The organism is Propioniciclava coleopterorum, assembly GCF_011393335.1.
GTDB classification, from domain to species: Bacteria; Actinomycetota; Actinomycetes; order Propionibacteriales; family Propionibacteriaceae; genus Propioniciclava; species Propioniciclava coleopterorum.
In genome coordinates this window covers 614,371-628,821 of record NZ_CP049865.1, presented here as the reverse complement: position 1 = coordinate 628,821, position 14,451 = coordinate 614,371, and the positions used below count along the sequence as shown (strand labels likewise).

Annotated in this window: 6 protein-coding genes and 2 pseudogenes; all 8 read left to right on the top strand. The window is 68.4% G+C overall.

The window, feature by feature from the left end; translation table 11 throughout:
- Positions 1-17 precede the first annotated feature (17 nt).
- A pseudogene (locus G7070_RS18290) lies at positions 18-1,021 on the top strand (carbohydrate-binding domain-containing protein); the annotation flags it as partial.
- Positions 1,016-1,783 (top strand): carbohydrate-binding domain-containing protein, encoded by a 768-nt coding sequence (locus tag G7070_RS18285; protein WP_431977928.1) that lies wholly within the window; start codon positions 1,016-1,018, stop codon positions 1,781-1,783. The pseudogene G7070_RS18290 and the gene G7070_RS18285, both read left to right, overlap by 6 nt.
- A gap of 219 nt (positions 1,784-2,002) precedes the next feature.
- Positions 2,003-5,474: pseudogene (gene rpoB, locus G7070_RS03050) on the top strand (DNA-directed RNA polymerase subunit beta).
- A gap of 161 nt (positions 5,475-5,635) precedes the next feature.
- On the top strand, positions 5,636-9,517 hold the full coding sequence (locus G7070_RS03045; RefSeq protein WP_166231885.1) for a DNA-directed RNA polymerase subunit beta': 3,882 nt from the start codon (positions 5,636-5,638) through the stop codon (positions 9,515-9,517).
- A gap of 375 nt (positions 9,518-9,892) precedes the next feature.
- A complete protein-coding gene (gene rpsL, locus G7070_RS03040; protein WP_166231883.1) occupies positions 9,893-10,264 on the top strand; it encodes a 30S ribosomal protein S12 in 372 nt (123 codons plus the stop codon).
- Complete coding sequence (gene rpsG / locus G7070_RS03035; RefSeq protein WP_166231881.1) at positions 10,264-10,734, top strand: 30S ribosomal protein S7; 471 nt, start codon at positions 10,264-10,266, stop codon at positions 10,732-10,734. The genes rpsL and rpsG overlap by 1 nt, the downstream gene beginning before the upstream one ends.
- Before the next feature lie 87 nt (positions 10,735-10,821).
- Positions 10,822-12,933, top strand: a complete 2,112-nt coding sequence (fusA, locus tag G7070_RS03030) for an elongation factor G (protein ID WP_166231879.1) — start codon at positions 10,822-10,824, stop codon at positions 12,931-12,933.
- Positions 12,934-13,113: 180 nt separating this feature from the next.
- Positions 13,114-14,307, top strand: a complete 1,194-nt coding sequence (gene tuf, locus G7070_RS03025; protein ID WP_166231877.1) for an elongation factor Tu — start codon at positions 13,114-13,116, stop codon at positions 14,305-14,307.
- Positions 14,308-14,451: the final 144 nt, after the last annotated feature.

The window sequence follows — 14,451 nt, the reverse complement described above, 5'->3', positions numbered from 1 at the left end:
TGATCCTGGAGACCCCCATGACCCCTCGTTCCCGCCTGTCTGCCTCCCTCGCCGCGCTCGCCGTGGTCGCCTCGCTCACCGCCTGCTCCGCCGCGCCCGGCGCGTCCGCCCCGGGCTCATCCGTCCCCGACGCCGCCTCGGCGGCCGCGGGTACGGCGGCCATCTCGGTCGCCGAGGCGGTCGCCGCCAACAAGCGGCCCACCTCGGCGGCGCTCGACGCCGACCCGACCGGCGGCGTCCGGATCACCCTGCTCGGCGACACGGCCGTCGCCGACGGGGAGGGCGTCACCGTCGACGGCGCGAACGTGACCATCACGGCGCCCGGCACGTACGTCCTCACCGGGCGGCTCAGCGGCCAGGTCGTCGTGGCCGCGGACGCCGAGGGCCAGGTCACGCTCCTGCTGTCCGACGCCTCGATCGCCTCCGCCACCGGCGCCGCGCTGGTGGTGTCGAAGGCGGACGCGGTGGCGGTCGTGCTCGCGGACGGGACCAGCAACTCGCTGGCCTCCGCCGCCGAGTACGCCACCGCCACGGGCGAGGACGCCCCGAACGCGGCGCTGTTCTCGATGGCCGACCTGACCATCGGGGCACGGGGGCGCTGGCGGTCAGCGCCCCCAGCCTCGACGGCATCGCCTCCAAGGACGACCTCGTCATCGCGGGCGGCACCCTCACCGTGGACGCGGCCGACGACGGCCTCCGCGGCAAAGACCTGCTGGTGATCAGCGGCGGCACCCTCGCGGTCACCGCGGGCGGGGACGCCCTGAAGTCCGACAACGACACCGACGCGGACGCCGGCTGGATCCAGGTCTCCGGCGGCGACATCACGCTGACGGCCGACGGCGACGGCCTCGCCGCGACCACCGACGTCATCGTCACCGGGGGCGCGCTGCGGGCCACGACCGGCGGCGGCGCGGACACCCCTCTCGCCACGGACGCCTCGGCCAAGGGCCTCAAGGCGGGCAGCAACGTGGTGATCGGGGGCGGCAGCCTCACCCTCGACGCGGCCGACGACGCCGTGCACTCCGACTCCGTGGTCTCCATCGCCGACGGCACCCTCCTCCTGGCCGGCGGCGACGACGGCATCCACGCCGAGGCCGACGTCACCATCGCGGGCCGCAGCGTGACGATCACCCGCTCCGAGGAGGGCATCGAGGGCAACGACCTCACCCTGTCGGGCGGCACCATCGCGGTGACGAGCCGCGACGACGGTCTCAACGTGTCCGCCGCCGAGGGCGCCGCGGCGTCCGGGGGCGCGGGCGGCGGGCCGGGCGGGGGAGGGGAGACCGTCATCGACGGGCGGCTCACCATCAGCGGCGGCACCGTGACCATCGACGCCGAGGGCGACGGCCTGGACTCCAACGGCGACGCCGTCATCACCGGCGGCACGGTGGTCGTGTGGGGGCCGACAGGGGCCGGCAACGGGGCGCTGGACGTCAACGGCGCCTTCACCCTCAGCGGAGGAACGCTGCTCGCCGCGGGCTCGGCGGGCATGGCCGAGACCCCTGACGCGGACTCCCCGCAGGGCTGGCTGCAGGCGGCCATCGGCGGCGTCGCCGGCGACACGATCACCATCGCCGCCGACGGTGCCGAGCCGGTCCGGTTCACCTCGCCCAAGGCGTTCGCGAACGTCGTCCACTCCGCGCCCGGGATGACGGCGGGCACCGTGTACGCGGTCACGGTCGGCGCCGGCGCGACGAGCGTCACCGCCGGCGAGGCGACCGCCGGCGGGGCAGGGGCGCCCGGCGGGCGCGGCGGCGGCGCAGGGACGCGCCCGGGTCGATGAGGCACGGGTGCGTGCATCGCGGGGTCCCGGGGGTTATGCTGCTCGCGTCCGAGGCAGCGTGGCCCGGGCACCCAGGCGGCGCACGACGCGGCGGTTGCGTTGCGCGCGGAAGCGGACTATACTCATGCTTTGCCTCATTTGACGACCCGTGGCGATTTGACGCGGGGCGTTTTGCATGCAAAGAACCTCCCTGCCGGGTTTCTTGGAAGGACCATAGTCTTGGCCGTCTCGCGCGCTGCGTCGAAGAACACCAACGTCATTTCCCCCAGTGGCCGGATCTCGTTCGCGAAGATCCATGAGCCCATGGAGGTCCCCAACCTCCTCGATCTGCAGATCGACTCCTTCGACTGGCTCGTCGGCAACGACGTGTGGCGCCAGTCGGTTGCCGACGCGCTCGAGCAGGGGCGGACCGACATCAACACGAAGTCCGGACTGGAGGAGATCTTCGAGGAGATCTCTCCGATCGAGGACCTCTCCGAGACGATGTCGCTGAGCTTCCGCGACCATCGTTTCGAGGACCCGAAGTACACCGTCGAAGAGTGCAAGGACCGCGACGTCACCTACTCGGCGCCGCTGTTCGTCACCGCCGAGTTCGTGAACAACGAGACCGGCGAGATCAAGAGCCAGACGGTCTTCATGGGCGATTTCCCGCTCATGACGCCCCAGGGCACCTTCGTGATCAACGGCACCGAGCGTGTCGTCGTCTCCCAGCTCGTCCGCAGCCCGGGCGTGTACTTCGAGGAGACCCCCGACAAGACGTCCGACAAGGACATCTACACCGCCAAGATCATCCCCAGCCGCGGTGCGTGGCTCGAGTTCGAGGTCGACAAGCGCGACATGGTCGGCGTCCGCGTCGACCGCAAGCGCAAGCAGAACGTCACCGTCCTGCTCAAGGCGCTGGGGTGGACCAACGAGCAGATCCTGGAGGAGTTCGGCGAGTACGAGTCCATCCGGCTCACGCTGGAGAAGGACAACACCGCCAACACCGACGAGGCGCTGCTCGACCTGTACCGCAAGCTGCGTCCGGGCGAGCCGCCGACGCGCGAGGCCGCGCAGGCGATGCTGGAGAACTACTACTTCAACCCGAAGCGCTACGACCTGGCCAAGGTCGGTCGGTACAAGATCAACAAGAAGCTCGGCCTGGAGCAGCCGTTCGACCAGCAGGTGCTGACGATGGAGGACATCGTCTCGGCCATCCGCTACGTCGTGGCGCTGCACGAGGGCAAGGAGACCCTGGGTGATCTGCCCGTCGAGACCGACGACATCGATCACTTCGGCAACCGTCGCCTCCGCACGGTCGGCGAGCTGATCCAGAACCAGCTCCGCATCGGCCTGGGGCGCCTCGAGCGCACCGTCCGCGACCGGATGACGACCCAGGACATCGAGGCGATCACGCCGCAGACCCTGATCAACATCCGTCCCGTCGTGGCGGCGCTGAAGGAGTTCTTCGGCACCTCGCAGCTGTCGCAGTTCATGGACCAGAACAACCCGCTCGCCGGACTGACGCACAAGCGTCGCCTCTCGGCGCTCGGCCCCGGTGGTCTGTCCCGCGACCGCGCCGGCATGGAGGTCCGGGACGTCCACCCGTCGCACTACGGCCGCATGTGCCCCATCGAGACCCCTGAAGGCCCGAACATCGGCCTGATCGGCTCGCTGGCGTCCTTCGCCCGCGTGAACGCGTTCGGCTTCATCGAGACGCCGTACCGCAAGGTCGTCGACGGCCAGGTCACCGACCAGATCGACTACCTCACCGCCGACGAGGAGGACCGCTACATCGTCGCGCAGGCCAACGCCAAGCTGGACGACGAGGGCCGCTTCTCCGAGGACCGCGTGCTGGTCCGGGTCAAGCACGGCGACGCCGACGAGGTGCCGGCCGCCGACGTGCACTACATGGACGTCTCCCCGCGCCAGATGGTGTCGGTCGCGACCGCGCTGATCCCGTTCCTCGAGCACGACGACGCGTCGCGCGCCCTGATGGGCGCCAACATGCAGCGTCAGGCCGTCCCGCTGCTCCGCAACCAGGCCCCGTACGTGGGCACGGGCATGGAGTACCGCGGCGCGGTGGACGCCGGCGAGGTCACGGTGGCGGCGAAGGCCGGCGTTGTGACGAGCGTGTCCGGCGACCTGATCGACGTCATGAACGACGACGGCACCCAGACCAGCTACCGGCTGGCCAAGTTCGTGCGCTCGAACCAGACCACGTGCATCAACCAGCGCCCGCTGGTCCACGACGGCGATCGCGTCGAGGTCGGCACCCCGCTGGCCGACGGTGCGAGCACCGACAACGCCGAGATGGCGCTGGGCCGCAACCTGCTGGTCGCGTTCATGCCGTGGGAGGGCCACAACTACGAGGACGCGATCATCATCAGCCAGCGGCTGGTGCAGGACGACGTCCTGACCTCGATCCACATCGAGGAGCACGAGATCGACGCCCGCGACACCAAGCTGGGCGCCGAGGAGATCACCCGCGACATCCCCAACGTCGGCGACGACATGCTCGCCGACCTGGACGAGCGCGGCATCGTCCGCATCGGCGCCGAGGTCGGCACCGGCGACATCCTCGTCGGCAAGGTCACCCGAAGGGCGAGACCGAGCTGACCCCGGAGGAGCGCCTGCTGCGCGCCATCTTCGGCGAGAAGGCCCGCGAGGTGCGCGACACCTCGATGAAGGTGCCGCACGGCGAGACCGGCACGGTCATCGGCGTCCGGGTGTTCGACCGCGACGAGGGCGACGAGCTGCCCCGGGCGTGAACCAGCTGGTCCGCGTCTACGTGGCGCAGAAGCGCAAGATCTCCGACGGCGACAAGCTCGCCGGCCGCCACGGCAACAAGGGCGTCATCAGCAAGATCCTGCCCGTGGAGGACATGCCGTTCCTCGAGGACGGGACCCCGGTCGACATCGTGCTCAACCCGCTCGGTGTGCCGTCGCGCATGAACGTGGGCCAGGTGCTGGAGACGCACCTGGGCTGGATCGCTCACAGCGGCTGGGACATCACCGATGTGGACGCGCCGTGGGCCGAGCGCCTCAAGGATGTCGGCCTGACGCACGTCGAGGGCGACTCGAACCTGGCCACGCCGGTGTTCGACGGCGCGACCGAGGCCGAGATCGCCGGTCTGCTGGAGAACGGGCTGCCGCAGCGCGACGGCCTGCGCCTGGTGGACTCGGGCGGCAAGGCCCAGCTCTTCGACGGCCGCTCCGGCGAGCCGTACCCGGAGAAGGTCGGCGTCGGCTACATCTACATGCTGAAGCTTCACCACCTGGTGGACGACAAGATCCACGCGCGCTCCACGGGCCCGTACTCGATGATCACGCAGCAGCCGCTGGGTGGTAAGGCGCAGTTCGGTGGCCAGCGCTTCGGTGAGATGGAGGTGTGGGCGATGGAGGCCTACGGCGCCGCCTGGGCGCTGCAGGAGCTCCTCACCATCAAGTCCGACGACGTGCCGGGCCGCGTGAAGGTGTACGAGGCGATCGTCAAGGGCGAGAACATCCCCGAGCCGGGCATCCCCGAGTCCTTCAAGGTGCTCGTCAAGGAGATGAAGTCGCTGTGCCTGAACGTCGAGGTGCTCAGCTCCGACGGCACGGTCGTCGAGCTGCGTGACTCCGAGGACGACTACCACCGCGCGGAGGAGTTCGGGATCGACCTGTCCCGCCGCCCCGGTGCCGACTCGTTCGCCGACATCGAGGAAGTCTGATTCTTTGAGGGTCGCGCCGGACCCGCGAGCGGTTCGGCGCGACCACCCCATCGGGAGTTCAGCTCCCAGCCGGCCGGGGCCCCGGTCGGTCCTGTCGTCCGGATCGGCGGCCACCGGTCCGAACAACAATCCCCAAGGTGTAGGGGAGAGAAGGAAGTAACGTGCTGGACGTCAACGCTTACGACGAGTTGCGTATCGGCCTGGCCACCGCGGACCAGATCCGCGAGTGGAGCCACGGCGAAGTCAAGAAGCCTGAGACGATCAACTACCGCACGCTCAAGCCCGAGCGTGACGGACTCTTCTGCGAGCGCATCTTCGGCCCCACCCGGGACTGGGAGTGCTACTGCGGCAAGTACAAGCGGGTGCGCTTCAAGGGCATCATCTGCGAGCGCTGCGGCGTCGAGGTGACCCGCTCCAACGTGCGCCGCGAGCGCATGGGCCACATCGAGCTGGCCGCGCCCGTGACCCACATCTGGTACTTCAAGGGCGTCCCGAGCCGCCTGGGCTACCTGCTCGACATCGCGCCGAAGGACCTCGAGAAGGTCATCTACTTCGCCGCGTACATGATCACCTCGGTCGACGAGGAGGCGCGCCACCGCGACCTGCCGTCGCTGGAGGCCAAGGTCGAGGTCGAGCGCAAGCAGATCGCGGCCCGCCGCGACGCCGACATCGAGACGCGCATGCGCAAGATCGAGGAGGACGTCGCCCAGCTCGAGGAGGAGGGCGCCAAGGCGGACGTGCGCAAGCGCGTCCGGGACGCCGGTGAGCGCGAGGTCAAGCAGCTGCGCGACCGCAGCCAGCGCGAGCTGGACCGCCTCGACGCGGTGTGGCAGCGCTTCAAGACCCTGAAGGTCCAGGACCTCGAGGGCGACGAGATCCTCTACCGCGAGATGAAGAGCCGCTTCGGCAAGTACTTCGCCGGCTTCATGGGTGCCGAGGCGATCAAGCGCCGCCTCGCCGACATGGACCTGAAGGCCGAGGCCGAGAACCTGCGCACGATCATCGCCACCGGCAAGGGGCAGCGGAAGACGCGCGCGCTCAAGCGCCTCAAGGTCGTCTCCGCGTTCCTGACCACGGGCAACGACCCGACCGGCATGGTGCTGGACGCCGTCCCGGTCATCCCGCCGGACCTGCGCCCGATGGTGCAGCTGGACGGCGGCCGGTTCGCGACCTCCGACCTCAACGACCTGTACCGCCGCGTCATCAACCGCAACAACCGCCTCAAGCGGCTGCTGGACCTGGGCGCACCCGAGATCATCGTGAACAACGAGAAGCGGATGCTGCAGGAGGCCGTCGACTCGCTGTTCGACAACGGCCGCCGCGGCCGCCCGGTCACCGGGCCGGGCAACCGTCCGCTCAAGTCGATCTCCGACATGCTCAAGGGCAAGCAGGGCCGGTTCCGTCAGAACCTGCTCGGCAAGCGCGTGGACTACTCGGGCCGTTCGGTCATCGTCGTCGGCCCGCAGCTCAAGCTGCACCAGGCCGGCCTGCCGAAGACCATGGCGCTGGAGCTGTTCAAGCCGTTCGTGATGAAGCGTCTGGACGACCTCAACCTCGCCCAGAACATCAAGTCGGCCAAGCGGATGGTCGAGCGTCAGCGTCCCGTCGTGTGGGACGTCCTCGAAGAGGTCATCCAGGAGCACCCGGTCCTGCTGAACCGTGCGCCCACCCTGCACCGTCTGGGCATCCAGGCGTTCGAGCCGCAGCTGATCGAGGGCAAGGCCATCCAGCTCCACCCGCTGGTCTGCACCGCCTTCAACGCCGACTTCGACGGCGACCAGATGGCCGTGCACCTGCCGCTGTCCGCCGAGGCCCAGGCCGAGGCGCGCGTGCTGATGCTGTCCACGAACAACATCCTCAAGCCCGCCGACGGCCGTCCGGTCACCCTGCCCACGCAGGACATGATCATCGGCCACTACTTCCTCACGACCGCCCGCGCCGGGCAGCCGGGGGAGGGGCGCGCCTTCTCCAGCAAGGACGAGGCCTACATGGCCTTCGATCGGGACGAGATCGCCGTCAACTCCCAGATCAAGATCCTGATGCGCGGCATCACGCCGCCCGTCGGGGTGGAGACCCGCGAGGACGGTTCGTTCCTGCTGGAGACGACGCTCGGCCGCGCCCTGTTCAACGAGGCGCTGCCGGCGGACTACCCCTACGTCAACAACTCGGTGGGGAAGAAGCAGCTGGGCGCGATCGTGAACGAGCTGGCGGAGCGCTACCAGAAGGTGGACGTCGCCCGCACGCTGGATCGCCTCAAGGACATCGGCTTCAAGTGGGCCACCCGCTCCGGCGTCACCGTGTCGATCTCCGACATCCAGACGCCGCCGAGCAAGCCGGAGATCCTGGCGACCTACGACGCGAAGGCGAACAAGATCACCCGCCAGTTCGAGCGCGGTAAGGTCACGGAGGAGGAGCGCCAGCAGGAGCTCGTCCAGCTGTGGACCGACGCCACCGCCGAGCTGACCGCGGCGATGGAGGAGAACTTCACCACCGACAACCCCATCTACATGATGGTCGACTCGGGCGCCCGAGGGAACATGACGCAGATGCGTCAGATCGCCGCCATGCGAGGCCTGGTGGCCAACCCGAAGGGCGAGATCATCGCCCGCCCGATCAAGTCGAACTTCCGTGAGGGCCTGTCGGTTCTGGAGTACTTCATCTCCACGCACGGTGGTCGTAAGGGCCAGGCGGACACCGCGCTGCGGACCGCCGACTCGGGTTACCTGACCCGTCGTCTGGTGGACGTGTCGCAGGACGTGATCATCCGCGAGGAGGACTGCGGGACCGAGCGCGGCCTGACCAAGTCCATCGTCGCGACGGATCGCAACGGCAACCTGGTGCCCTCGCCCAGCGCGGAGACCTCGGTCTACGCCCGGACGCTCGCCGCCGACGTCACCGACGCCAAGGGTGAGGTGCTGGCGCCCGCCGGCGTCGACCTCGGCGACGAGATCATCCGCACCCTGATCGCCGCCGGCGTGACGGAGGTCAAGGTCCGTTCGGTGCTGACCTGCGAGTCGGCGCTGGGCACCTGCGCGATGTGCTACGGCCGTTCGCTGGCTTCCGGCAAGCTCGTCGATGTCGGCGAGGCCGTCGGCATCGTCGCGGCCCAGTCGATCGGCGAGCCCGGCACCCAGCTGACGATGCGTACCTTCCACACCGGTGGTGTGGCCGGCGACGACATCACCCAGGGTCTGCCGCGCGTCGGCGAGCTCTTCGAGGCCCGCACCCCCAAGGGCAAGGCCCCGATCGCCGAGGCCGCCGGCCGCGTCCGCATCGAGGACGGCGACCGGAACCGGAAGCTCGTCATCGTGCGCGACGACGGCGACGAGGACCTCGAGTACGTGCTGCCGCGCCGCGTCCGCCTGGAGTGGGAGGATCAGCAGCTGGTCAAGCACTCCATCGGGGACGGCGTCCACGTGGAGGCCGGTGAGCAGCTCTACGCGGGCACGCTCGACCCGCAGGACATCCTGCGCGTCAATGGTCTGCGCAAGGTCCAGGAGCACCTGGTCGACGAGGTGCAGGCGGTGTACCGGACCCAAGGCGCTCCGATCCACGACAAGCACATCGAGATCATCATTCGGCAGATGCTGCGCCGCGTGACGGTCATCGAGTCGGGCGACACGAACATCCTCCCGGGCGACCTGGTCGACCGGAGCCTGTTCGAGGCCGAGAACCGCAAGGCGATCACCGAGGGCCGCACGCCGGCCCAGGGGCGTCCGGTGCTCATGGGCATCACCAAGGCGTCGCTGGCGACCGAGTCGTGGCTGTCGGCGGCCTCCTTCCAGGAGACGACCAAGGTCCTGACGGACGCGGCCATCCAGGCCAAGTCCGACTCGCTGGTCGGCCTGAAGGAGAACGTCATCCTCGGCAAGCTGATCCCGGCCGGCACCGGCCTGGACCGGTACCGCAACATCCGGGTCGAGCCGACGGCGGAGGCGCGGGCTGCTGCCTACGACCTCAGCTACGACGCGTACGACTACGACATCGCGGGCGCCGCTCCCGCGCTGCCGCACGACGACTTCGACCTCGGCGACTTCAGCTGAGTCGAATCGTCTCCGTGATCGAGAGCGCCCCCGGGATCCGTCCCGGGGGCGCTCCCGCGTTCCCCGGACGCCGCGGGTTTGGGTCAGCCGCGCCGGGCGGGTACAGTGGGACGGTAACGTTCTTCGGCTAGTCATGGCTCGGGGCGGTTCAAGATTTTGACCGCGATCAGGCCTAACCACTAGTCTTTGTCGTTGTGTTCGGGTGACCGAACGAACCCTGCTCGCCCCTGCGCCCTTCGCGGTGCGCGGTGCGGGCTCGCAATCCCCACGAGGATCGGTTGCGCCAGGGGCCCCGCGCTTCCCGGTGACTTCCTCCCCGTGCCCCAAGCGTGACTCCGACGAGGGGTCAACACGAAACGAAGGAAGTACCAGCCGGTGCCCACCATCCAGCAGTTGGTCCGCAAGGGCCGCACTGACAAGGCCAGCAAGAGCAAGACGCCAGCCCTCAAGGGCTCCCCGCAGCGCCGCGGCGTGTGCACGCGTGTCTACACCACGACCCCGAAGAAGCCGAACTCCGCCCTCCGCAAGGTGGCGCGCGTCCGGCTGTCCTCCGGTATCGAGGTCACCGCGTACATCCCCGGCGTGGGGCACAACCTGCAGGAGCACTCCATGGTGCTCGTGCGTGGCGGTCGTGTGAAGGACCTGCCGGGTGTGCGCTACAAGATCATCCGCGGCGCGCTCGACACCCAGGGCGTGAAGAACCGCAAGCAGGCCCGCAGCCGCTACGGCGCGAAGAAGGAGAAGTAATGCCTCGCAAGGGTCCGGCCCCGAAGCGGCCGATCGTCGTCGACCCGGTCTACGGGTCCCCGCTGGTCTCCCAGCTCGTCAGCAAGATCCTGCTCGACGGCAAGAAGACCACCGCTCAGAACATCGTCTACGGCGCCATGGAGGGGACGCGGGCCAAGACCGGCGTTGATCCCGTGCAGACCCTCAAGAAGGCCCTGGACAACATCCGCCCCGCGGTCGAGGTCAAGTCCCGCCGCGTCGGTGGCGCGACCTACCAGGTCCCCGTCGAGGTGAAGCCGAACCGCTCCACCACGCTGGCGATGCGCTGGCTGGTCACCTTCTCCCGGCAGCGCCGCGAGAAGACGATGACCGAGCGCCTCATGAACGAGCTGCTCGATGCGAGCAACGGCCTCGGCGCGAGCGTCAAGAAGCGCGAGGACACCCACAAGATGGCCGAGGCGAACCGCGCGTTCGCGCACTACCGCTGGTGATCGAGCCGAAGCTCTCTCCCTTCCTGGGGAGAGGGCTTCGCGCCTGTCCTGAGTCGACGAACCAAGCAATCAAGAGGGGAACCACCCGTGGCCATTGACCTAACCACGAACCTGGCCAAAGTCCGCAACATCGGCATCATGGCCCACATCGACGCCGGCAAGACCACCACCACCGAGCGCATCCTGTTCTACACCGGCATCAACTACAAGATCGGTGAGACCCACGAGGGCTCGGCGACCATGGACTGGATGGAGCAGGAGCAGGAGCGCGGCATCACCATCACGTCGGCCGCGACCACGTGTTTCTGGCACGACCACCTGATCAACATCATCGACACCCCGGGCCACGTCGACTTCACCGTCGAGGTGGAGCGCTCGCTGCGCGTCCTCGACGGCGCCGTCGCGGTGTTCGACGGTGTCGCCGGCGTGGAGCCGCAGTCGCAGACGGTGTGGCGTCAGGCCACCAAGTACGGCGTGCCGCGCATCTGCTACGTCAACAAGCTCGACCGTACCGGCGCGTCCTTCGAGTTCGTCGTCAAGACGATCCGCGAGCGGCTGAACGCGACCGCCGCGGTGCTGCAGCTGCCCGTGGGCGCCGAGGCCGACTTCCAGGGCGTCATCGACCTGGTCGGCATGCGTGCGCTGATGTGGCGCGGCGAGACCGCGATCGGTGAGGACTACACCGTCGAGGAGATCCCCGCCGACCTGCAGGTCGCCGCCGAGGAGGCCCGCGAGGAGCTGATCCAGGTGCTGGCCGACAACGACGACGAGTTCGCCGAGATCTGGCTGCTGGCCGAGGACTCCGGCGACGTGATCGACGTCCCGACGATCAAGGCGGCCATCCGCCGCGGCGTCCTGGACAACAAGTTCACCGCGGTCGTCTGCGGCACGTCCTTCAAGAACAAGGGCGTGCAGCCGATGCTGGACGCGGTCATCGACTACCTGCCCTCGCCGCTCGATGTGCCGGCGATGGAAGGCTTCAAGCCCGGCGACGAGACGGTCGTGATGCACCGCGAGCCCAGCAACACCGAGCCGCTGTCGGCCCTGGCGTTCAAGGTCGCGCAGGATCCGCACCTGGGTCGTCTGACCTACGTGCGCGTCTACTCCGGCATCCTGAAGGCGGGCACGCAGGTGCTCAACGCCACCAAGGGCAAGAAGGAGCGGGTCGGCAAGATCTACCAGATGCACGCGAACAAGCGTGAGGAGATCTCGGAGATCGGCGCCGGCATGATCTGCGCGGTCATGGGTCTGAAGGACACCACCACGGGCGAGACCCTGGCGGACCCGCAGGCCCCGATCATCCTCGAGTCGATGGAGTTCCCGAACCCCGTCATCGAGCAGGCGATCGAGCCCAAGACCAAGTCCGACCAGGAGAAGCTCTCCACCGCCATCCAGCGGCTGGCGGAGGAGGACCCGACCTTCCGCGTCCACACGGACGAGGAGACCGGCCAGACCATCATCGCCGGCATGGGCGAGCTGCACCTCGAGGTGCTGATCGACCGGATGCGCCGCGAGTACAAGGTCGAGGCCAACATCGGCAAGCCGCAGGTCGCGTACCGCGAGACCCTGCGCCGTGCGGTGGAGAAGGTCGAGTACACGCACAAGAAGCAGTCCGGTGGTTCGGGCCAGTACGCGAAGGTGATCGTCGCGCTGGAGCCGCAGGAGGCGGGCGCGGGCTACGAGTTCGTGAACGGCGTCACCGGCGGCCGCATCCCGCGCGAGTACATCCCCGCGGTCGACCAGGGCATCCAGGAGGCCATGGCCTTCGGTCCGCTGGCCGGCTACCCGGTGGAGGACATCAAGGTGACGCTGCTCGACGGCGCCTACCACGACGTCGACTCCTCCGAGCTCGCGTTCAAGATCGCCGGCTCGATGGTCTTCAAGGAGGCCGCCCGCAAGGCCGACCCGGCCCTGCTCGAGCCGCTGATGGCCGTCGAGGTCACGACCCCCGACGACTACCTGGGCACCGTCATCGGCGACATCAACTCTCGCCGCGGTCAGGTCCAGGGCATGGACGAGGCGCACGGGAATCAAATCGTGCGCGCGCTTGTTCCTCTTTCGGAGATGTTCGGCTACGTCGGCGACCTGCGGTCGAAGACGTCGGGCCAGGCGTCCTACGCGATGGAGTTCCACTCCTACGGCGAGGTGCCCAAGTCCGTGGCCGACGAGATCATCGAGAAGGGTCGCGGCGGCGAGTGATCGCCGGCGGGACTCCCGCATAGTTCACGCCTCGGCGTCCGGGGGTGGGTCGGTTTGACTCGCCCCGGACGCTGGAGGAAGATTGGGAAGGTCCGCCTTCGGGCGGTTCGACCCACGAAGTCAAGCAAATCGTGCGCCTCGCAAACCATGCGGTGGCGAAGAAGGAAATGAGGAGCCCAAGTGGCAAAGGCCAAGTTTGAGCGGACCAAGCCGCACTGCAACATCGGCACCATCGGGCACGTCGACCACGGCAAGACCACTCTCACCGCGGCGATTACGAAGGTGCTCCACGACCGTTACCCCGAGCTGAACGCCGTCTCGGCCTTCGATCAGATCGACAAGGCCCCCGAGGAGCGTCAGCGCGGCATCACGATCTCGATCTCGCACGTCGAGTACCAGACCGAGAACCGTCACTACGCGCACGTCGACTGCCCCGGTCACGCTGACTACGTCAAGAACATGATCACCGGTGCCGCTCAGATGGACGGCGCGATCCTCGTGGTCGCCGCCACCGACGGCCCGATGGCGCAGACCCGTGAGCACATCCTCCTGGCCCGCCAGGTGGGCGTGCCGGCGATCGTCGTCGCGCTGAACAAGTGCGACATGGTCGACGACGAGGAGCTCATCGAGCTCGTCGAGATGGAGATGCGCGAGCTGCTGTCCGCGCAGGAGTTCGACGGCGACAACCTGCCGATCGTCCGCGTCGCGGCCTTCCCGGCCATGAACGGCGACGAGAAGTGGGCCGACTCGATCATGGAGCTCATGAACGCGGTCGACGAGTACATCCCGCAGCCGGAGCGCGACACCGACAAGCCGTTCCTGATGCCCGTTGAGGACGTCTTCACGATCACCGGTCGTGGCACCGTCGTCACCGGCCGCATCGAGCGCGGCATCGTCAAGACCGGCGAGACCATCGACATCATCGGCATCCGCGAGACCAAGCAGACCAGCACGGTCACCGGTGTCGAGATGTTCCGCAAGATCCTCGACGAGGGTCGCGCGGGCGAGAACGTCGGCCTGCTGCTCCGCGGCACCAAGAAGGACGACGTCGAGCGCGGCATGGTCATGTGCAAGCCGGGTTCGGTCACGCCGCACACCGACTTCGAGGCTCAGGTCTACATCCTGAACAAGGAGGAGGGTGGCCGTCACAAGCCGTTCTTCTCCAACTACAGCCCGCAGTTCTACTTCCGCACCACCGACGTGACCGGCGTCGTTCAGCTGCCCGAGGGCACCGAGATGGTGATGCCCGGTGACAACACCAGCATGACCGTCCACCTGAACAAGCCCATCGCGATGGAGGAGGCGCTGAAGTTCGCCATCCGCGAGGGTGGCCGCACCGTGGGCGCCGGCAACGTCACCAAGATCATCAAGTGACGATCTGAACGACACCGAGGGGCCCGCACCGTCATGGTGCGGGCCCTTCGTCATGCCCGGGCGCGGCCGGTTCCGCCGTCCTGGGCGTCGGTTGCCCAGCGATTCTGGCCGGACGCCGGACGCCGGGAACGCCGTGATCCGGGT